The sequence below is a fragment of the Gemmatimonadota bacterium genome (assembly GCA_039715185.1).
In the GTDB taxonomy this organism is placed as follows: Bacteria; Gemmatimonadota; Gemmatimonadetes; order Longimicrobiales; family RSA9; genus DATHRK01.
In genome coordinates, this window is record JBDLIA010000057.1 from 1 (window position 1) to 21,099 (window position 21,099).

The 21,099-nt window shown below is 69.4% G+C and carries 19 protein-coding genes; 13 read left to right on the forward strand and 6 right to left on the reverse strand.

Features of this window, described 5'->3' with window-relative positions; all coding sequences use genetic code 11:
- Positions 1–282: hypothetical protein (locus ABFS34_11025; protein MEN8375971.1), on the forward strand; the 282-nt coding region annotated here is incomplete at its 5' end.
- A 73-nt stretch (positions 283–355) separates the two neighbouring features.
- Here the strand turns inward: ABFS34_11025 and ABFS34_11030 are convergent.
- Positions 356–814 (reverse strand): hypothetical protein, encoded by a 459-nt coding sequence (locus tag ABFS34_11030; GenBank protein MEN8375972.1) that lies wholly within the window; start codon positions 812–814, stop codon positions 356–358.
- 292 nt (positions 815–1,106) lie between these two features.
- Between ABFS34_11030 and ABFS34_11035 the strand changes: the two genes are divergently transcribed.
- From ABFS34_11035 to ABFS34_11075, 9 genes are all read left to right on the forward strand, one after another.
- The gene (locus ABFS34_11035; protein MEN8375973.1) at positions 1,107–2,573 is read left to right on the forward strand and encodes a sodium-dependent transporter; all 1,467 of its coding nucleotides are present in this window, start codon (positions 1,107–1,109) and stop codon (positions 2,571–2,573) included.
- Positions 2,574–2,774: 201 nt separating this feature from the next.
- Entirely contained in the window at positions 2,775–3,905 is a 1,131-nt protein-coding gene (locus ABFS34_11040) for a YncE family protein (GenBank protein MEN8375974.1), read from the forward strand.
- Positions 3,906–3,908: 3 nt separating this feature from the next.
- Positions 3,909–5,804: an FG-GAP-like repeat-containing protein gene (locus ABFS34_11045; protein MEN8375975.1), complete on the forward strand. Its 1,896-nt coding sequence runs from the start codon at positions 3,909–3,911 to the stop codon at positions 5,802–5,804.
- Positions 5,805–5,830: 26 nt separating this feature from the next.
- On the forward strand, positions 5,831–8,230 hold the full coding sequence (locus tag ABFS34_11050) for a choice-of-anchor B family protein (GenBank protein ID MEN8375976.1): 2,400 nt from the start codon (positions 5,831–5,833) through the stop codon (positions 8,228–8,230).
- Positions 8,231–8,369: 139 nt separating this feature from the next.
- Positions 8,370–9,098, forward strand: coding sequence for a hypothetical protein (locus ABFS34_11055; protein ID MEN8375977.1), 729 nt, complete (start codon positions 8,370–8,372; stop codon positions 9,096–9,098).
- A gap of 14 nt (positions 9,099–9,112) precedes the next feature.
- Positions 9,113–9,760 carry a hypothetical protein gene (locus tag ABFS34_11060; protein MEN8375978.1) on the forward strand — a complete coding sequence of 216 codons (648 nt, stop codon included), beginning with the start codon at positions 9,113–9,115 and terminating at the stop codon, positions 9,758–9,760.
- A 5-nt stretch (positions 9,761–9,765) separates the two neighbouring features.
- Positions 9,766–11,505 (forward strand): PHP domain-containing protein, encoded by a 1,740-nt coding sequence (locus ABFS34_11065; GenBank protein MEN8375979.1) that lies wholly within the window; start codon positions 9,766–9,768, stop codon positions 11,503–11,505.
- A complete protein-coding gene (gene nth, locus ABFS34_11070; GenBank protein ID MEN8375980.1) occupies positions 11,502–12,152 on the forward strand; it encodes an endonuclease III in 651 nt (216 codons plus the stop codon). The genes ABFS34_11065 and nth overlap by 4 nt, the downstream gene beginning before the upstream one ends.
- Entirely contained in the window at positions 12,149–14,254 is a 2,106-nt protein-coding gene (locus ABFS34_11075) for a DUF255 domain-containing protein (GenBank protein ID MEN8375981.1), read from the forward strand. Before nth ends, ABFS34_11075 begins: the two co-directional genes overlap by 4 nt.
- A gap of 20 nt (positions 14,255–14,274) precedes the next feature.
- On the opposite strand, the gene ABFS34_11080 is transcribed toward ABFS34_11075, so the two are convergent.
- Positions 14,275–15,516, reverse strand: a complete 1,242-nt coding sequence (locus ABFS34_11080; GenBank protein MEN8375982.1) for an aminotransferase class I/II-fold pyridoxal phosphate-dependent enzyme — start codon at positions 15,514–15,516, stop codon at positions 14,275–14,277.
- Positions 15,516–16,496: an NAD-dependent epimerase/dehydratase family protein gene (locus tag ABFS34_11085; GenBank protein ID MEN8375983.1), complete on the reverse strand. Its 981-nt coding sequence runs from the start codon at positions 16,494–16,496 to the stop codon at positions 15,516–15,518. Before ABFS34_11085 ends, ABFS34_11080 begins: the two co-directional genes overlap by 1 nt.
- 173 nt (positions 16,497–16,669) lie before the next feature.
- Between ABFS34_11085 and ABFS34_11090 the strand changes: the two genes are divergently transcribed.
- On the forward strand, positions 16,670–17,230 hold the full coding sequence (locus ABFS34_11090) for an HD domain-containing protein (protein ID MEN8375984.1): 561 nt from the start codon (positions 16,670–16,672) through the stop codon (positions 17,228–17,230).
- Between the two features lie 72 nt (positions 17,231–17,302).
- Here the strand turns inward: ABFS34_11090 and ABFS34_11095 are convergent, their stop codons facing one another.
- The gene (locus tag ABFS34_11095; protein MEN8375985.1) at positions 17,303–17,761 is read right to left on the reverse strand and encodes a hypothetical protein; all 459 of its coding nucleotides are present in this window, start codon (positions 17,759–17,761) and stop codon (positions 17,303–17,305) included.
- A gap of 268 nt (positions 17,762–18,029) precedes the next feature.
- Here ABFS34_11095 and ABFS34_11100 point away from each other — a divergent pair, with 268 nt between their 5' ends.
- On the forward strand, positions 18,030–18,293 hold the full coding sequence (locus tag ABFS34_11100) for a hypothetical protein (protein ID MEN8375986.1): 264 nt from the start codon (positions 18,030–18,032) through the stop codon (positions 18,291–18,293).
- A 29-nt stretch (positions 18,294–18,322) separates the two neighbouring features.
- On the opposite strand, the gene ABFS34_11105 is transcribed toward ABFS34_11100, so the two are convergent.
- Entirely contained in the window at positions 18,323–18,601 is a 279-nt protein-coding gene (locus tag ABFS34_11105) for a hypothetical protein (protein ID MEN8375987.1), read from the reverse strand.
- Between the two features lie 135 nt (positions 18,602–18,736).
- On the opposite strand from ABFS34_11105, the gene ABFS34_11110 reads away from it, so the two are divergent.
- Positions 18,737–19,750, forward strand: coding sequence for a hypothetical protein (locus ABFS34_11110; GenBank protein MEN8375988.1), 1,014 nt, complete (start codon positions 18,737–18,739; stop codon positions 19,748–19,750).
- On the opposite strand, the gene ABFS34_11115 is transcribed toward ABFS34_11110, so the two are convergent.
- On the reverse strand, positions 19,747–21,099 hold a 1,353-nt coding region (locus ABFS34_11115), incomplete at its 5' end, for a hypothetical protein (GenBank protein ID MEN8375989.1). The genes ABFS34_11110 and ABFS34_11115 overlap by 4 nt on opposite strands.

The window sequence follows — 21,099 nt, forward strand, 5'->3', positions numbered from 1 at the left end:
GGCGGCGGCGGCGAAACGACGGACCCGATCGTCGCGCTGATCGAAGCGGTGGAGGCCATGCAGGCCGAAGGCGCGCTATCGGCCGGCCGGGCAAACGCCCTCCTGGTCTCACTCGAGCACGCGTTGGCGCGGCGTGACGGGGGCCGAGAGGACAAGGCCCTGCTGCAGCTCAAGGCGTTCTCGCTCAAGCTGCAGGCCATGGTCCTGGGCGGCGACATCTCGGAGGCAGACGCCTCCACGCTGTTCGGATTCTACGTCAGCGCGGTGAGTTCTCTGGGCTGACACGAAGACGGCCCCCTCGGATCGACGTCCGAGGGGGCCGAGCCCGCTCCCGTGCCGGGCTCCCCCCGGACCTTCAGGCGGCCGCCACAAGGTGGCGCAGCCGACCTTTCTCAGCTTCCGAAAGCAACGGCGAGGCCGTGATCAGGCGCACCCTGTCCACGAGGTCCTCCACGTCCGCGCGGCGTCCCCTCGCCACCGCCACGTGCGCGGCCTCCACGAACGACGTCGCGGCCTCCGACAGGTCCCCCCGCGCGAGCGCCAGCTCGCCCGCGTCCTCCAGCGCCGACTGCGCCCTGGAGTAGCTCTTCACCTGGCTGAACACGTGTCCCGCGAAACGCAGCGTGCGGGACGCCTCCTCGCTGGCCTGGTCCATTTCCTTCGCGGCCTTCTTGAGCAACACGGCTGCGTCGTACCAGCGATCCTTCTGATCGAGGTATTCCATGGCCTGCGCGTAATACTTGGCGGCCCGCTCCGGATCGGGCTGGGTCTCCGCCGAAAGCGCCTGCCCCGAGAGCAGCGCGACTACCATCATCCAACCGACTCGCTTGATCATTTCGGTCCCTCACATCTCTTGGTTGCCACCCGCCGACCCTACGACCCCTGCCGATGCAGCCGCGGACGGAACGCCCTTACCCATTCTGACGTGGCCCGCGCCCCTACAGTTTCCCCGGAATCCGGGCCTTTCGGTTAGAGATGTGTCAGGGAGTCGACAGGCCCATCTTCGGATCGCGAAGCAAGTTGGTGGCGCGAAATGGTGGGTCCGCCTACCATCGGTGGGCTTTTCGGCGAGTTGCCGAGGGACCTCCGACAGCGTGGAGAGCTTCGTGGCTTCAAACGGTACGCCCACCGCGTCCTTTTCGTCCCGCTGGGGGATGCTCCTCGCCATGCTCGGCATGGCCGTGGGGACCGGCAACATCTGGCGCTTTCCGCGCATCGCCGCCTCCAACGGAGGGGGCGCCTTCCTGGTGGCCTGGGTCACGTTCCTGCTGCTCTGGTCGGTGCCCCTGATCATGGTGGAGTTCGCCATGGGGAAGGGCACGCGGGCCGGTCCGGTGGGCGCGTTCGTGCGCTTGCTGGGCCCGAAGTTCGCTTGGATGGGCGCGTGGGTCGCGTTCACCGCGACGGCCATCATGTTCTACTACGCCGTCGTCATGGGCTGGACGATCAGGTACTTCTGGGCCTCCCTCACCGGGGAGTTGAGCGGGGCGGCCCCGGGAGCGCTGTGGGATTCCTTCGCGTATACGCCCAGCGTCCTGGTCGTGCACGCGCTCGCGCTCGCGCTCGCGGCGGGGGTCGTCTGGAGGGGCGTGAAGGGCATCGAGTCCGCTGCCAAGATCCTGATCCCAACGCTTTTCGTGCTGGTGGTGGTGCTCGCCGTCAAGGCGCTCACGCTGCCCGGGGCCTCCAGGGGGCTGGATTTCCTGTTCGGCTTCGAGTGGTCGGAGCTGGCCGACGCCAACATCTGGCTACAGGCACTCACGCAGAACGCTTGGGACACGGGCGCCGGGTGGGGCCTGGTGCTCACGTACGCCATCTACATGAAGGCCAGGGAGGACACGGTCCTCAACTCGGCCCTGCTGGCGTTCGGCAACAACTCGGTGTCGCTGCTGGCCGGCATCATGGTGCTGTGCACGGTCTTCTCGATCATGCCCGACGCGGCCACCGAGATCGTGGGGGCGTCCAACGAGGGCCTGACGTTCATCTGGGTGCCGCAGCTCTTCCAGCAGATGCCCGGCGGCCGCTTCTTCATGACGCTCTTCTTCCTGGCGCTCATGTTCGCGGCGTGGACCAGCCTGATCGCCATGATCGAGCTGGCCACGCGGACGCTGGTCGACACTGGCGTGAGGCGGGGGCGGGCGCTGACGCTCGTGGTCGTGTTCGGCTTTGCGCTGGGGGTGCCGTCGGCGCTCAACGAGGAATTTTTCCTCAATCAGGACTTCGTGTGGGGCGTCGGCCTGATGGTGAGCGGCCTCTTCTTCGCTTACGCGGTGATCCGACACGGCGCGCGGCGCTTCCGCGAGACGCTGGTCAACACGGCCGACTCGGACGTGCACGTCGGGGTGTGGTGGGAGCGCGCTATGTACTTCGTGATCGTTCAGGCGCTGGTCCTGATCGGCTGGTGGTTCTGGCAGGTCCGGGGCGAGCCGCAGATCTCGCCCTTCGGCGCGGGCCTCATGGCGCTCGAGTGGGCCGCCGCGATAGCGGTGTTCCTGGCCGCCAACAAATGGCTCGCGCGGGCGGGCGGCGCTCGGCCGCCGGTGGGCGATCCGCCGCCGGCGTCGATTCCCTAGGGGACTGTACCAGGCGCGTAACGGCGCGCCCAACGGTCGGGCGCGCGGGGGTGTCTGTCAGGGACGGACGCGGTCGCCGCGGACGCCCCGGGCCGGCGCGGATCGACAGCCGCAACATTTCCCGGCGTGGCCGGTAGAAGCTGGCCGTCGTGCGCACGGCCCGGCCGCCGGTCCGGCGCGGATTGGAAGCACACCAGGATCATGCACCCCAAGCGCCTTCGTTACGCCTTGCTCGGCGCCGTCTCGGCGGGCCTTACGGCCTGTGCCGGCGCGCCCGTTACTCCGTCGGCTCCTGCCCCCGCCGACCGGATCGGCTACACCGTCTACGTGGCCAGCGAGTCATCGGATCTGGTCACCGCCGTCGAGTTCGACGCGGCCACGGGCGCCCGCGTGGCGCGCGATATCCCCGTGGGCATCATGCCCGGGGACATAGACGGAGCGCACGGGCTCCAGGCGTCGCTCGACGGGCGCTTCTGGTACCTCAGCATCGCCCACGGACAGCCCTTCGGCACGGTCTGGAAGTTCGACGCCGACGCCGACACTCTGGTCGGTCGCACCGAAGTGGGCATGTTCCCGGCCACCATGGGCATCACCCCAGACGGCGAATACCTGTTCGTGGTCAACTTCAACCTGCACGGGGATCCGGATCCTTCGACCGTCTCCGTCGTGCATACCCCCACCATGACCGAGCTCGCGCGCCCGGTGGCGTGCGTGCGGCCGCACGGCAGCCGCGTGAACGCGGCGGGGACCAAGAACTACGTCGCCTGCGTGGGGAGCGACCAGATAGCCGAGATAGACACCCGCACGTTCGACGTCACGGGCCGCTTCAGCGTGGCGCCCGGGCGGGAGGGAGTGGCCGCCGGGGAGGGAATCGAGGAGGCGCGCGGGAGCGACTGCGGGCCCACCTGGGTCACCCCGGGCGTCGCGTCCAGGGAGGGCCTGGTGTACGTCCCCTGCAACAAGCTCGGCCAGATCCTGGAGATCGACGTGCGCGAGTGGCGCGTGGTGAGGCGATTCCCCACCGGAGCCGGTCCTTACAACCTGGAGATCACCCCGGACGGGAGCACCCTCGTCGCGTCGCTGAAGGGGGCCCAGGCGGTCGCGATCTTCGACCTGGAGGCCGGCGCGGAGGCGGCGCGGCTGGGTACGAGTCAGCCGCTCACGCACGGCGTCGCGATCAGCCCGGACGGACGCTTCGCGTTCGTATCGAGCGAGGCGATCGGGGCCACGCCGGGCACCCTGGACGTGTTCGACCTGCCGGCGCGCGCGCGCGTGGCGAGCGTCGAGCTCGGGCTACAGGCGGGCGGCATCGTCCTGGTCAGGGAGCGCTAGGGCGTGCCGGCCCGCCCACAGCGTCGAAGGCCGGTCCGCGCGGCTGCGGCGATCGCTTCTCTGGCCGCGACCGCGTGCGCCTCGGGTCAGGTGCAGCCCCGGGCGGCCCCGCCGTCCGCGGACGCCGCGCCCTTCCGGGCGCGCATCGACCCGTTCCCGGTGCTCGACGCCGACGGGGCCGCCTACGCGTTTCCGTTCCTGGGCGGATTCAACGTGCCCCGGCCGCAGTTGGTGGACCTGGATGGCGACTCCGACATGGACCTGGTGGTCCAGGAGCGCACGGACAGGCTGCTCTATTTCGAGCGCGTCGACGGCGGCTATCGCTGGGCGCCGGGGCTGATGCCGCCCCTGCGGGTGGGCGAGTGGTACAGGTTCGTGGACGTGGACGGCGACGGGGATCCGGACCTGCTTTCCGAGGAGCCGTTCAGCTACGTACGTCTGTACCGCAACGACGGCGCGGGCGGCTTCCCGCTCGTGGCCGACACGATCCGCGACGCGCGCGGCGGGGCCATCTTCTCCGACCGACAGAACATCCCGAACGCCGCCGACATCGACTGTGACGGGCGGCTCGATCTGCTGATCGGACGCATGACGGGCACCATCACCCGCTACGAAGCGACCGGCGCGATCGGGCAGACGGTGGCTCCGTTCCGCCACGTGGAAGATCGCTTCCAGGGCATCGAGATCGTAGCGGAGTTCGGCAACCCTCTGTACACGCCTCCCGCGGATACCGCGCCCGTCACCGGCCCGAGCATGCACGGCGCCAACACGATGGCGCTGGCGGACGCCGACGGGGACGGCGACGTGGATCTGTTCTGGGGTGATTTCTTCGAGCCCGGACTCCTGCTGATAGAGAACACGGGCTCCTGCGAGCGCCCCGACATGACCGGCGAACCCGTCGCGTTTCCGGCGGGCGATCCGGTCCTCACGAGCGGCTACAACGCGCCCACGTTCGGAGACGCGGACGGCGACGGCGACCTCGATCTGGTGATGGGGGTGCTGGGTGGGGCGTACGACGCCAATCGGACCGGGGCGGACAATCTCTACTTCTTCGAGCAGGTCGATGGGGACTTCGCTCTGCGCTCCACGCGCTACATCTCGCAGGTCGACATAGGCACGGAGAGCCTGCCCCGGGTGGTCGACTGGGACGGCGACGGTGACCTGGATCTGCTGCTCGCCAACAAGATCGATCCAACGGATCTGCATACCTCGCGCGTCTACCTCTACGAGAACGTCGGGACGCCCCTCGCGCCGGCCTTCAGGCTGCGCGGCCCGGTCGGGGTAGACGGCGCTTTTCACAACGCTCCGGCGCTGGGAGATCTGGACGCGGACGGGGACCTGGACGCGGTGCTCGGAACCTGGCGCCCGGACGTCGAGCTGTTGATGAACGGAGGCACGCGCGCCGAGCCGCGCTACGACATGAGCGACGCCCCTTTGCTGACGCTGACGCGCGGCGCCAACGGAGTGCCCGCGTTGGGGGATCTGGATGCGGACGGGGACCTCGATCTGATCATCGGCGAGGCCTCGGGCACGCTGAACTACTATCGCAACGATGGCGATCCGGCGGGCGCGCGATTCGCGCTTGTCAGCGACGAGTACCTGGGCGTGGATGTCGGACGACGAGCCGCTCCCGCATTGGTGGACGTGGACGGAGACGGCGACTTGGATCTGGTGGTCGGTACCGAGTCGGACGGCCTGGTGCTGTTTCTCAACGAGGGCACCCGGGAAGTACCGGACTTTCGCGAGACGGCGTCGTCGTTGCCCACGGATCTGGCCCCCTACGCCGCGCCGGCGTTCGGGGACGTGGACGGGGACGGTGACTTGGATCTCTTCGTAGGCGGTGTCGGGGGTGGGGTCGTGTTTTTCGAGAACGTGGGCGCCGATGTCGCGGCGCCGTAAGTAGAATTCCACACAGAGGGAACGGAATGCGCAAAGCAGGCATCGCGATGTCGCTGGCGTTCGTCGTCGCCGGATTCGGCGCCGAGGCGGACGCGCAGCAGTTCGGGGCCGCTGCGGTCACGGACGGAAGGATCGTCGCAGTTGCGGAGCCGGTCGTGCAAGATGAACCGGCCACGATCTACGTCTTCACGAGCGACGGATCCGCGTGGTCGCGGGTCGCGACGATCATGGCGCCCGAGCACGAGGGGGGCGACTTCTTCGGCCGCTTCATGGCGCTGACCGAGGACGAGTTCATCGTCGGCGGCACCACCATCGACGACAGCCACGGCGGCGTCTGGGTCTACCAACGGAACCCCCAGGCCGGGCCGAGCTTCAAGACCTTCCTGCGGCCCGAAGCGGTCGAGGTGGGCTCATCGTTCGGGCGCTACGGGCTGGTCGCGGACGGACTTCTGTTCGTTTCGGCGCTGGGCCACAACGAGCGCCGCGGCGCGGTGCACGTCTTCCACAAGGCGGACGGCGAGTGGGTGCACGAGGCCGTGCTCTCGCCGGCGGAGGCCGACGCGAGCGAGTTCTTCGGCTGGGGCCTGGCTTACGCGGACGGGCGACTGCTTTCGGGCGCGCTACAGGCGAGCCAGGAGCTCCAGACCCGCGGCGCGGCCTACATCTATCGCCGCTCGGACGACGGCACCTGGGAGCAGGAGGCCAGGCTGAGCCTGGCGGAGGATGACGCCGCCCCGGGCGACACGTACGGCGGCGCGGTGGCCTGGATGGACGGCTTGGCGCTCATTGGCGCGCCGGGACGAGACGGCGGCAAGGGAGAGGTCTACACCTACTCGCGCGACGCCATGTCGGGAGCGTGGCAGGCGGGGCCCTCGCTGGCCGCATTCGACCGGTGGCCGGGAGCCCGCTTCGGGTCGGCGCTGCTGCCGCGCGGTGACGAGCTGTGGGTCGGCGCGCCGGGCGCGGCCGGCTCCGGTCGCATCTACCGCTACCCTTACGACGGCGGCGAGGTCGGGATGGTGTCGAAGATCTCCTCCAACCTCGACACGGACAGCGGAGACGGCTTCGGCGGCGTGCTCGCCCAGTCTCCCGACGGCGAGCTGGTGATCGTGGGCCAGACGGCCGACGACAGCGGCCTGGGGTCGGCCATCGTCCTGACCCGCGACGGGGATGCCTGGACGGCGACCGACAAGCTGTTGGGCCCCACCGAGGCGGGCCTGCCCGCGCTGGTGGGCAACGAGATCGACTGCGCGAGCGGCACGGCCGATCAGTTCGGCTGCAACAACGTCAGCATCCGGTCCTTCCTGCCGGTGTCGGCGATCGGCGGCGGGCGCGGCGCCAACACCAACGACGTGTGGGGCTGGACCGACCCGGAGACGGGCGCCGAGATAGCCATCATTGGCCGCACCGACGGCACCGCGTTCATCGACGTCTCGGACGCCAACAACCCGGTTTATCTGGGTAGCCTGCCCAAGACCGCCGGTTCGATCTCCAACGCGTGGCGCGACGTCAAGGTCTACCGCGACCACGCCTACATCGTGGCCGACGGCGCGGGCAACCACGGCATGCAGGTGTTCGATCTGCGCCAGCTCCGGGACGTGCAGAACGCCCCGGCAGTGTTCGAGGAGACGGCGCACTACGGCGGCATCGCCTCGGCGCACAACATCGTGATCAACGAGGAGACCGGCTTCGCCTACTCGGTGGGCTCGAACGGCGGCGGCGAGACTTGCGGCGGCGCCTACCACATGATCGACATCCGCAACCCCGCCACTCCGAGCTTCGCCGGCTGCTTCGGCGACACCAACACCGGCAACGCCGGAACGGGCTACTCGCACGACGCCATGTGCATCGTGTACAACGGCCCTGACGCAGACCACGTGGGCAAGGAAGTGTGCTTCGGGTCCAACGAGAACGCGCTGTCGATCGCCGACGTCACTGACAAGGAGAATCCCTCGGCGATCTCGTCGGCGGATTACCCCAACGTGGGCTACGCACACCAGGGCTGGATCACCGGCGATCACCGCTACTTCTACATGGACGACGAGGGTGATGAGTCGGCGTCGGTGCAGGCGGGCGAGCCCATGGAGGGCACCCGCACGCTGATCTGGGATGTGTCCGACCTGGACGACCCGATCATGGTCAAGGAGCACTTCGGGGAGACGTTCACGATCGACCACAACCTGTACATCAAGGACAACCTGATGTACCAGTCGAACTACGTGAGCGGCCTGCGCATCCTCGATATCAGCGATCCGCACAACCCGGTGGAGGTGGGCTTCCTGGACACGGTCCCGTGGAGCGAGGAGGTGGAGTTCGACGGTTCGTGGAGCAACTACCCGTTCTTCGAGAGCGGCACCATCGTCGTGTCGAGCGGGGCGGAAGGCGTGTTCTTCCTCAAGTACAACCCGCAGGAGCTGGTGCCGTAGGGCGCCTGTCCTGACGCGCTGGCGGGCGCCCCCGGCACGGCCGGGATGCCCGCTGAGCGGCCCCGCCGGACACGGTCCGGCGGGGCCGTTGCGTGTGGCCCTTGACCCGCGTTGCCCGCGCACGCCGATTCGGGGTCCCATGGACTTCCGCTCCTTCGAAACACGCGCCCGCGCCCTGTGGGACGAGATCCCCGTCGAGTATCGCGAGGGAGTGGACGGCCTGACGGTGTCCCGCGAGGCGGTTCGGCACCCCGAGGGCCTGGACGCGTACACACTCGGGGAGTGCCTGACCGAGTCCTATCCGTCCGACTGGGAGGGGCCCGACACGCTGCGGTCGCGCCTGGTCCTCTACCACGGGTCCTTTCGGGCGCTGGCCGGCCGCGACCCGGACTTCAACTGGCGAGACGAGTTGTGGGAGACGCTTACGCACGAGCTGCGACACCACCTCGAGTCTCTGGCGGCCGAGGACGCGCTGGAAGAAGTGGATTACGCCACCGAGCAGGAGTTCAGGCGTTTCGAAGGTGCCGCCTTCGAGGCCTTCTACTATCGATCGGGGGAGGCCCTGGGTGGAGGCTGGTACGCGGTCGAACGAGCCCGCTACCTGGAGTTGCCGTGGCCGAAGAGCGGCCCGGTTCGCTTCGACCTGGAGGGCGCCTCCTACGAATTGCCCATTCCCGATGACGCAGCCGAGGTCGCCTACGTCGACGTCGTCTCCGGCCTTCGCGCGAGCGGCGACGTGGCGATCACCGTGGTTCTCGTGCGCGAGCCCTCGCTGCGAGACCGGCTGCGCCGGATCATGAAGCGTGCCGCGCCGCGCGTGGCCGAGTTCGAGGCCGAGGCTCGCGTGGTCGACGGGAGGACCCCCTGAATCCGTACGACTTCGTGTTCGCCCATCCGGCGATAGAGGAGGCGCGCTTCGGTGCCATCTCCGAGGAGCTGTCTCTGCGCGAGGCGGCCAGAACGGACCCGGAGCTGTTCGCGCTGCTGGCGTCGGTACACGACCTGGTCGCGGTCTTCGTGCCGGACGCGTCCCGCGGTACCCGCGCGGGATTGTTCGGGGCGCACGCGCGCCTGGTCTACCACGCGTTCCACTACTGGGCCGCGGGCAAGCCCGGTTACGCGCTGTCGGAGGCGGCGGTCCGCGGGCTGGTCGGGGCGGGCAGCATCGGCACCGCGCCGGGCCCCGCCGGGTGGGCCGGCCTGCCGAGCACGCTGCTGTGGGCCAGGCTCGAACCCTCGGCCACGCCCGAGCCCGTCAACGGCTTCTTCTGGGCGGCTCCCGCGGGCGAGCTGCAGGTGCTGCTGGTCACGGGGATGCGACCGGATCGGGGCGGGTTCGGAACGCTCGACGCGCGCGCCGAGTTCGGCGCGGATGGCTTCGCCGAGGACTTCGAGCCGCGCCCGGGAGACGGACCGGCCTTCGGCAACATCCTGCCCGGCGGGGAGCTGGACGGACTCCTGTCCGTGGTCACCCGGGGCGAGGCGCTGACGCTGGCGGCGCGGGCGCTAGCCGTGCTCGAGCCCGCTTGAGGCCAGTGGACCGTCACGCCGCCGCGCGCGTGCTCGACGAAATCGGCACGCTCCTGGAGCTTCAGGGGGAAAACCGCTTCAAGGTCCGCGCGTACACCTCCGCGGCCAAGGCGCTCGCGCGGGCCACGGAGTCGCTGCCGGACCTGATCGCCGGCGGCGCCCTGGCGAGCCTCGGCGGTATAGGACCCGCGACGAGAGCCGTCATCGAAGAGCTGGCGGAGACGGGCGCCTCGTCCTACCACGCCGAACTCCGCGAAAGGACACCGCTCGGCCTGCTCCAGGTACTGCGCGTGCCCGGGCTGGGCGCGTCCAAGGTGCGAACCCTCCACGAAGAGCTCGGGGTCGCGTCGCTCGACGACCTGGAAGGGGCGGCGGCGGCGGGCAAGCTGGCCCCGCTGAAGGGCTTCGGTCAGGGCCTGGAGGCGACCGTTCTCGAGGGGGCCGCTTTCGTGCGCGCGACCCTGGGCCGGCGCCTGCTGTCGGGCGCGGATCGGGCGGCGCGTGCCCTCGCGGCGTACGTGGAGGCGCTGCGCGGCGTCGAGGAGGTGGCCGTCGCGGGTTCGATCCGGCGCCGCGACGAGACCCACGCCGAGGCCGTGGTGGTGGCCAGCGCCCGGGACGCCGCGCCCGTGCTCGCGGCGTTCCTGGACATGCCGGGACTGGAAGACGCCGAACTCGCGGCCCCCGACGCCGCTCGCGGCCGACTCTCCGACGGCTTCCGGCTGAGGTTGGTCGCGGTCTCCGCGGAAGCCTTTCCGCTCGCCGTGCTGGCCGAGACGGGTAGCCGCGAGCACGTGGAGGCGCTCTCCGGGTGGGCCACGCTCGCCGGCCTGGAGCTGCACCCGCGGCGGCTGCTGGACTCGCAGGGGGCGGCGGCGCGTCCGGCCGCCGAGGAGGATGTCTACCGGGCGATCGGGTTCGAGTGGATCCCGCCCGAGCTGAGGGAGGGGCTGGGTGAGACGGACCGCGCCGCCGAAGGGACGCTGCCTGCTCTGCTCCGGGAGGACGATCTGCGCGGCTGCTTCCACAACCACACGACCTGGTCCGACGGCAGCGCCAGCGTCGAGGCCATGGCGCGGGCCGGCCTCGAGCGGGGTTGGCGGTATCTGGGCGTGGCCGACCATTCGCGCGCTGCCGCGTACGCGGGCGGCCTCGGCCCGGAGGATCTCGCCGCTCAGAGGCGCGAGATAGACGCCTGGAACGAGCAGCACGGCGACCGGCTATGGGTCTTTCAGGGCGTCGAGGCGGACATCCTTGCCGACGGCAGGCTCGACCTCGCCGACGAGGAGGGCGTACTGGACGGCCTGGACTACGTCGTCGCCAGCGTGCACTCGGCGTTCGCGCTGGACGAGAGGGCTCAGACGGAGCGAGTGCTGTCCGCGCTGGCGCACCCGGTGGTTACCTTCCTGGGGCACCCGACGGGCCGTCGTCTCCTCCAGCGGGAGGGCTATCGGCTGGATCTGGAGGCAGTATTGCAGTTCGCCGCCGCAGCCGGAGTGGCGATCGAGATCAACGCGAACCCTCGGCGCCTGGACCTACCGTGGCGCTGGTGGCATCGCGCGCGGGTGCTGGGCGTCGAGACCGCGATCAACCCCGACGCGCACTCGCCGGGGGAGCTGGGCAACGTCCGCTTCGGGGTGGACGTGGCTCGCAAGGGTTTGATCGACCCCGGCGCCGTCTGGAACACGTTCGCTATCGAGAAGGTGCGCGGCCGCCTCGCGCGGCGCGCCGCTGGGGGCAGATGAGTCGAGAGAGCATAGAGAAGAAGCGCGAACGGCTGGCCCGAATCCTGGCGCTGCTCCACGGGGAGTACCCGGAGGCGACGTGTTCCCTGGACCACAGGGACGCCTTCCAGTTGCTCGCTGCCACCATCCTGTCCGCGCAGTGCACCGACGAACGCGTGAACGAGGTGACACCGCTGTTGTTCGCGCGCTGGTCCACCGCGGACGAGCTCGCGGGCGCGCGGACCGAAGAGCTGGAAGACGTCATCCGGCCCACCGGTTTCTTTCGCAACAAGGCGCGCAGCCTCCAGGGCATGGCCGGCGCCATCGTCGAATCGCACGAAGGCGAGGTGCCGGCGGACATGGCCGCGCTGGTCAAACTCCCCGGCGTGGGGCGCAAGACAGCCAACGTCGTGATGGGCAACGCGTTCGGTGTCGCGTCCGGCGTCGTCGTCGACACCCACGTGAAGCGGCTCTCCACCCTGTTGGGTCTTTCGCGCGAGAAGACGCCGGAGAAGATCGAGGACGATCTGGTCGGGATCGTCCCCAGTGAGGAGTGGATCGATCTGCCCCACCTTTTCATCTACCACGGCCGGGCCGTGTGCGTCGCGCGCCGGCCGCGCTGCGAGGCGTGCGTGCTGTCCGGGCTCTGTCCCAGCTCCCGCGTATGAATCGGCCCTCTTCTCCGGCTTCTCTGGAAGGCTCGGTTTCACCGTTCCTGGCCCACGGCGCGACCCAGCCGGTGGCCTGGATGCCGTGGGGCGATGCGGCCTTCGCGAGGGCGCGCTCGGAGGACAAGCCGATCCTGCTCGACATCGGCGCGGTATGGTGCCACTGGTGTCACGTCATGGACCGCGAGAGCTACGAGGACGCGGACACCGCCGCGCTGATCAACGAACTCTACGTGCCGGTGAAGGTGGACAGGGATGATCGACCGGACGTGGACGCCCGCTATCAGCGGGCGGTGCAGGCGCTGACCGGGCAGGGCGGCTGGCCGCTCACCGCGTTCCTCACGCCGTCCGGGGAAACCTACTTCGGCGGTACCTACTTCCCACCGGCCGACGCCGAGGGACGCCCTGCGTTTCGAAGGATCCTGGAGGAAATGGCCAGGGTGTGGCGGGAGGAGCCCGAGCGGGCGGCGCGCGCGGCCCGGACCCTGGCGGAGCGGGTCGCTCCCGTGCCACCGGACGGCGCTGGTGCTGCTCCCCCACGGGAGTCGTTCTCCGCGGGTGTGGAGGCTTTCGCGGGGATCTTCGATGTTCGGTCGGGCGGCTTCGGAGGCGCACCCAAGTTTCCCAACGCCGGCGCCTTGCTGCTATTGCTCGACCGTCATCTGGACACCGGCGAAGCCTGGATGCTTCGGGTGGTGCGCGAGACCCTCGAGGGGATGGCCCGGGGCGGCATCCACGACCAGCTCGGCGGCGGCTTCCACCGCTACAGCGTCGACGCGCGCTGGTTGGTGCCCCATTTCGAGAAGATGGCCTACGACAACGGACCGCTCCTGGAGGCGTACGCTCGGGCGTTTGCCGCCACGGGCGATGAGCCCCTGAAGTCGGTGTGCGAGGGGATCCTGCGCTACTACCGCGAGACCGCTCCCGACCTTCTGGAGGCCGGCGGGTTTCCGGCTTCGCAGGACGCAGACGTCGGGGCGGCCGATGACGGCGCCTACTGGACCTGGTCGCAGAGCGAGGTGCGGGAGGCCGTCGACCGCAACGACCTGCTCCTACGTGTGGCCGTGCTGCGGTACGGCATGGATGACGAGGCCGCGGCGCTGCACAGTGACCCGTCGCGCAGGGTGCTCTGGAGGGCCCGGTCCGTCGATGAGGTGGCGGGAGCGGTCGGGCTGTCCGCCCGGGAGGCGGGGCGCATGCTGGGGCACGTGGAGCTCGCCCTGCGCACAACTCGCGCCAAGCGTCCGGCGCCGTTCGTGGATCGCACCCTGTATACGGGGTGGGTATGCCTGGTCGCGTCGGGCTTCCTCGCGGCGGCCCGCTACGCCGATGAGGCCCGCGCCGGACTGGAGGCGTTACGCGCCCTGGGGCGGGTATGGACAGACGGCTGGAGCGAAGGGCGGGGCGTGGCCCACCGGGCGACGTCCGAGCCGGGCGGGGAGCCGGTGGAGCTGCTCGAGGATCAGGCGTATCTGCTTACGTCCCTGCTGGACGCGTTCGAGTTGTACGGACGGGCGCGCGACTTCGAGCGGGCGGCGGCCACGGCGAAGGTGATCCTGGAGAGGTTCCGCGATCCTGCGACGGGCGCGTTCCTGGATCGTCCGCCGGACCCCACCGACGACACCCTTTCCGACCCGGTGTACGCGGTGACGGACTCACCCACGCCTTCGCCCGCCGCGGTGGCCGCGCTCGGCCTGCTGCGGCTGGCGGCGCTGACCGGCCGCGACGAGTCCGAGGCGCTGCGCGACGCGGCGGCGGCGGCGCTGGGCGCCTTCACCCGCGTCGCGTCCAGGATTCCCACGGCCATGGCGTCGTGGTTGCGGGCGGCCGATTGGGCGAGCGCGCCGATCAGCACGCTCGTGGTGGTCGCGGAAGAGGCCGACGCCGACCTGTGGCGCGCCGCGCTGAGAACTCCCCGCCCGCGCACGGTCGTGCGCCGCCTACGGCCACAGGACGCAGGCGACGCGCCGCTGCCGGAGGCGATGCGGGCCATGATCGATGGAACGGCTCCGCGCGCCTATCTGTGCGTCGGACGGACGTGCGCCCCGCCGGTCTCCGCGTCGCAGGATCTGGTGGAGCTGATGGGCACTTATCGCGGCTAGTGGACTAGCTCAACGCGGGGTCAGCCTTCGGAGAACGCCGCCAGGACCGCGAGAACCTCATCCACATCGGCCTCCGTGTGGTCGGCGTTGATCTGGAAGCGGATCTCCTCGTCGCCGCGGGGCACGACCGGGTACGTCAGGCCGGTCGCGAGTACTCCGGAATCGAACAAGTGGGCGACCAGGCTTCGCGTCCGATCCGTATCCCGGACCATCAGCGGCACGACCGGATGCTCGCCTTCGATGACCTCGAAGCCTCGCTCCACGAGTCCGTTCTCGAAGCGGCGCGTGAGGTCGCGCAGGTGCGTCAGCAGCGCGGCGCCCTCGCCGCCGTCCAGCAAGTCGAGCGCCGCCGAGGCCGCCTGCGCCTCACCCGGCGTAATGGGGTTGGAGTAGATATACATCATCGACGATTCCCGCAGGTACCCAATGATGGACTCGGAGGCCACCACGTAGCCGCCGTTCACGCCGAGCGCCTTGCCGAGCGTCGCGACGAGCACATCGGCCTGCGCTCCGCAGTACTCCTCGGTCCCGCGCCCGGCTTCGCCGATTGCCCCAACGCCGTGCGAGTCGTCCACCACGACCAGCACATTCTCGTCGAAGGCTTCGTCATATTTGCGGGCCAGGTCCACGATGCGGTCCAGCGGCGCGTGATCACCCCGCATGCTGAATATGCCATCGGTGACGACCAGGACGCGCCGCGGCCGCTCCTCGGCGGCGGTGGAGGCGGCGTCTTCCAGGGCCCCGGCGAGCGCGTCCATGTCGTTGTGCGCGTAGATCCTCTTTCCGAGGGGGCGCGCGAGCCTCATCGCGTTGATGATGCAGTTGTGGTTCAGCTCATCGCTGATGACCAGGGTACCATTGTCGATCAGGGGAACGAGCGTACTGACCACGCTCGCATAGGCGGAGCTGAAGATCATGGCCGCGGGGCGAGCGTGGAAGGCGGCGAGCTTGCCCTCCAGCTCGAGGTGCGGTTCGTACGATCCGCTGATGAAGCGCACGGCGCCCGGACCGGCCCCGAACCGTCTGGCCGCGCTTTCCTCGGCGTCGATGACCTCAGGCCGCAACGACATGCCGAGATACGAGTTGGAGTTCATGCGAATGAACTCTCGCTCGCCCTGGCCGCGGAGCAGGACCCGGGGGCCTCGGCCCGGCGAGGGCCGGCGCACCTCTACCACGACGGCCTCGTCTCCCTTGGCCGTGCCCGCCCGTTCGAGTGCGGCGACGTCCCGGTCCAGGATGGCGTCCAAACGGTCGTGTGGCATCAGGTACCTCCAAGCTGCGGCTGGCCGCGCGCGGGGAGCTGCTCGAGCATGTCTTCCACGATGGCCGCGAGTCCGAACGACGGCTTCCAGCCCCACTCCTCGCGCGCCGCGCTGTCGTCCACGCCGCGCGGCCAGGAGTCCGCTATGGCCTGACGGTCGGCGTCGACCTCGTAGTCGACGATGAACCCGGGCACGTGCAGCGCGATCTCTTCCGCCAACCGGGCCGGCGTAAGGCGCACCGCCGCCACATTGAATGCATTACGGTGAATCAAACGCGTGGCGTCCGCGGCCATCAGTTCCAGCGCCGCTCGCACCGCGTCCGGCATATACATCATGTCAATCTGCGTGTCCGGCTCGAGATAACACGTGTAGCCGCGACCCGCGGCCGCCGCCCGCAGCATGTCCACGGCGTAGTCGGTGGTGCCGCCCCCGGGCTCGGCCACGTGCGAAATCAGGCCGGGAAAGCGCACTCCCCGCGAGTCGACACCGAATTTCAGGTGGTAGTAGTCGCACAGCAATTCGCCGGCGACTTTGGTGACCCCGTACATCGTGATCGGACGCTGCAACGAGTCCTGAGGGGTTTCGTCCCGCGGGGTCCCGGGCCCAAACGCACCAATGGAGCTGGGGGCGAACACGCTGGCGCCGCACTTCCGCGCGGCTTCCAGCACGGCGACGACGGAGCCCATGTTGACCGCATAGGCCTTCTGCGGATTGGCTTCGGCAGTGACCGAGAGCAGGGCCGCCAGATGGTAGATCGTTCCCACCTGCTCAGAGCGCGTCAGTTCCAGCACCGAGTCGCCGTCCGTGCAATCCAGGACCTGAAACGGGGTGCCCAGCCGAGTCCCCAGATCCCTGACGTCGGTGGCGATGACCCGAGCGTCGCCAAAGCGCTTCCGCAGCGCGGGCACCAGCTCGGAGCCGATCTGCCCGCCGGCGCCGGTTACCAGAATGCTGTCCCCTGCGGATGGTTCGCCTCGCAAGCGCCTCTCCTTGTCAGATGACCGGATCCGGGCCCGGTATCGCGGCGGGCATGCTACGGCGAGGCAAGAGCGAGGGTCAAGCCGGTTTGCCTGTTGGGGTGGCTCGATCCGAGATTGGCTCGATCGCGACCGGCGCGGACGTCGGTGGCCCGATACCGAAGCCAGGAGGATCAGTGCCGACGCGCGAAGACGCCGTGGCCATGCTGGAGCAATGGGTGGATAGCGAGGGGCTGCGCAATCACATGAAGTGCGTGGAGGCGGCGGTCCGATTCTACGCGCGAGAAGCCGGCGCGGACGAGGAGTTGTGGGGGCTCGCGGGCTTGCTGCACGACCTGGACTGGGAGAAGCATCCCGACCAGCACCCGAAGGTAGCGGTGGCGGCGCTCAGAGAGCGCGGGTATCCAGAGGAGGTTCTGCACGCGATCCTCGCGCACCGATCGGACTTCACGGGGGTCGAGCCGGAGAGCGCCCTCGACCGAGCCCTCGTCGCCTGCGATGAAATCACCGGGCTCATCACCGCGACGGCGCTCGTCAGGCCCACCGGGATCGCCGACATGAAGCCCAAGTCCGTCAAGAAGAAGATGAAGGATCTCACGTTCGCACGGGGCGTCGACCGCGCCGACGTCGTGCGCGGCGCCGAGCTGCTCGGCGTCGACCTGGATACGCACATCGCCAACGTGATCGGCGCCATGCGCGAGGCGGCGTCGGACCTGGGTCTGCCCACCGGGAACTGAGCACCCGCACAAAAAAAGGGGGCCACCCTCCGGTGGCCCCCTCTCGACCCGAGTTTGGTCGATCCGTCCCTGCTATACCGCCGCTTTCATGACGCGATCGACGTAGCGATCGACGTCCATCACGAGGTCGACGAGGTCGATCTTGCTGTCGGCGGCCGCTACTTTGCGCGCATAGTCGAGCAGGACCTTGCGCACGGCGTCGCGGTTGCTACCTGCGGTGGACGCCGCGGGCGCCCTGCGCACCCTGCGCGGGCCCCGGCGGACGGGCGCGGACTTCGCTCCGGCCCTCTTGGCGGGGCGGCCTCTCGTCGCCGCCTTCTTGGGCTTGGCCGCTGCTTTCTTGGCGCCGCCGGCTCCGGCGCGTCTCTTGATCTGAAGCGGGTAGCGAGCGTTGAACTGACGCGGATTCAATCGACCGACGGCTCGGTCGATCTTCTTGGCCATGGCCTGAAGATCGACGTTCTTGATCGAAGGCGTCTTTTTGAGCGCCGCCTCGATCATCGCCATGACTTTGGGATTGGTCGCAGCCATTATGTGTCCCCGTGTCGCACGTGTATGTGGGTGAAGTGAGGGGAAGAAACCACGCGACCAGAGGAAAGTCAAGCAGTCATTGCCCAAAATCACGCCAATGGTAGCGAAATATGTCATTGGCGCCGCGACCGGGTTCCGGCCGCCCGGCCGCCGTACCGATTGGGCCGCGAGGCCGGCGAGTCCCTGGCGTCGACGGCGCGGGCGCATCAGATTCCGCGCCGACCAAGAAAATCAAGGGCCAACGGTGGTGACCCGGAGGAGCAAACACGTGCGAGTGTCCTGGCTGGCGTTCGGTGCTCTACTGTTCGTCGCAGCCTGCGGCGACAGCGAGACTACCGATGATCGGCAGTGGTACACGAAGGCTCCCATCGAGGAGCCGGGGCTGCGCATCACTGCGGAGGAGCCGACGGAGATGGCGGACCTGGGGACCCCGGACCTGTTCGGTACGGGAGCGCCCGACGAGCCCGCTGAAGCCGACGGGCAGGAAGCCGAGGATGGCGAGGAGGGTGACGGCGGTCAGTCCGACCGATAGCGCCGGCGGCCCTCGATGAGGGCTCCGATTCAGATCGGCGGCCGGGGACGTAGCGCCCGCCGGTAGTACCCCAGGAGCTCGGCGTCCCCGAGGGCTTCGGCGGACCGCAGCGCCTCCTCCGGCGGCTCGTGCCACGAGGTGCCCACCACCACTTCGCCCGCGGACGACAGCTTCCCCTCTCTCCGGAACACGAGCGCGTTGTGCCACGCCCCGGCCGTCCGCTCCGAGCGGATCCAGACCCCGCGTGCCTGCCCGGCCACGATGAGGCTGCGGAACCTGCGTTCGGAGGACTGGAGAGATTCGAGCATGTCGGAGCGCCTCGGTGTCGACCGCGGCCGCGCGTGGATCGTTTCGCGCCGGTCGCTGCGGGAGAATATCGGCGCGTCGGGCCTCGTAGTACAAGGAGAACCCTCGAATTCGATCCCAATCGATGAAATTCGGCCATGTTCGCACGCTGTCTTGCCTGTCATAAATCGTTCGAGGAGAACCAATCGCTCGAGCGCCTCCGCGCGGGGCGCCGCGTAGCGTTCGATCCGGAGCGGGGCCGCCTCTGGACCGTGTGCGACGCGTGCCGCCGCTGGACGCTCGCTCCCCTCGAGGACCGCTGGGAGACGCTGGAGGAGCTCGAGAGGCTGACCCACGATCGCGGGCGGCTGCTGGCCTCGACCGATCACGTGGGGCTGATCGAGGTCGAGGATCTGGAGGTCGTGCGGGTGGGCGACGCCCATCTGCGCGAGGAGGCCTGGTGGCGTTACGGCAGCGAGTTGCTGCGACGGCGGCGCCGGCAGACCGTGAACCAGGTGCTGGAAGTCGGCGCCATGGTGGCGCTGTCCGTCGCCACCGGGGGCGTGGCGTTCGTCTACGCGGGCGGCGGCAACGTCATCACCGAGTTCCAGCGCTGGCGTCGTTTCGGGCGAGTGGCCTGGCGCGGGGACGCCACCTGCGTGAGGTGCGACCGGCCGCTGCGCAGGATCCGCTTTCAGGATTCGAAGAAGATCAGGGTCGATGCGACCTCGGCCGACGATCTGAGCCTGTATTATCCCTGCCGCGCCTGCGAGCGGACGTCGCCCCACGGGCGAAACTCGGGCCACCGGATCGACGGCGTGGCGGCCGAGCACTCGTTGAGGCGCATCATGGCCCACCGCAACTTCGCCGGAGGCAAGCAGAAGCACGTCCGCGAGGCGACCGACCTGATCGAAGCGGCGGGGTCCCCCGAGGCCCTGATCCGCGAGCTGGGCCGGGGCGATCTCACGCTCAAGCAGGTTGGCAACGTGAAGAAGAAGCTGCCGCGCTCGCTGGCCCTGGAGATAGCCCTGAACGACGACTCGGAGCGGCGGCTCATGCAGCTCGAGATCGACGCGATAGAGGCCCGCTGGCGGGAAGAAGAGGAAATCGCGGCGATCATCGACGGCGAGCTGACGCCGCTGCCGGTGGGGGTGGAGTTGCCGCGGGTCTAGCCGGCCGGTTCGGGCCAGACGGGAGCGCGCGCAACCGGATCGTACCCGTTCGGCACCCCCAGCTCGCGCACGATCTCGAGGACCAGCGGGTGTCTGCGCAGCGGATCGTACTGCGGTAGGACGCCGATTCGGTGCAGGTCCCCCCCTCCAACGGCGCGTTGCGCCTCCAGGTACTCTACCGCGGCCTCGTGGTTGCCGAGCGCGAGACTCACCTGGTGGCGCACGAACTCATCGAGTTCGGGCGCTTCGGCAAGGAAGGCTCGGGCTCGTTCGCGCAGAGACGGATCCACGATGCCGCGCCCGACCAGCTCCCACGAAGCGGCTTCCGGCAGACCGGCCGCGGTGGCGTAGGTCACCGCCGCCTGCGCGGCTTCATCGGCCGTGAGTCCCAGGTCCGCGGCGTGCCATACGATCGCGGCTCCAGATCCGGCGGCGGGCGCCAGCTCAGCGGCAATCTCGTACTGCTCGCGGGCCCCGACCTTGTCGCCGGCGACGTGCAGCGCCAGGGCGTAGGCTTCCCGGATCAGCCCCGACAGCGGATCGAGTTGCAGGGCCAGCTCGAGATGCCTGAGGGACTCATCGACGCGGCCGAGGTTGCGCAGGAAGGAGCCCAGCGTGCGCTGGGCGTGGGCGTAGGAAGGCCGCAGGGCGATGGCCCGCCGCAGGGCTCGCTGGGCCAGAGGTTGGTCCCAGTCGAACTCGCCGGCCAGCATGCCCATCGAGGCCCACGCCTCTGCCAGCTCCGGGTCGAGGGCAAGGGCGTGGAGGGCGGCCAGCCGGGCCTCCGGGACGAGCTTCAGCTCGGATGTGTCCCGGAACGCGAGCGCATCTATCGCATCGGCCAGCCCGCTCCACGCCAGGGCGAAGGACGAGTCACGCTCGGTGGCCCTGCGAAAATGCTCCACGGCCTCGCGCAGCGCCGGCACCTCTCTCGTGTGCCACTTCTGGCGGCCCAGGAGATACTCGTCGTAAGCTACGATGTCGGCCGTGCCGCCGCGCACGCGCGCCGCATCCTCGCCGCGCAGCCGCGGCAGCAGCGTCGACACCACCGAGGCGGCGATCTCGTCCTGCAGCGCCAGAATTCCCGCCAGCGGCCGATCGAAGTCCTCCGACCACAGTCCGAAACCGCTTTCCGCCTCGATCAGCTGAAGCGCGACGCGCACCCGATCCTCGGAGCGCCGAACGCTACCCTCCAGCACGGTCTCGACGCCGAGCGAATCTCCGATCGTCCGGATGTCCACGCCCCGATTCTTGAAGGCGAAGGAGGACGTTCGCGCGGCGACCCTCAGGTCGTCCAGGCCCGCCAACGCGTTCAGCAGCTCCTCGGAGAGCCCGTCGCCGAAGTAGTC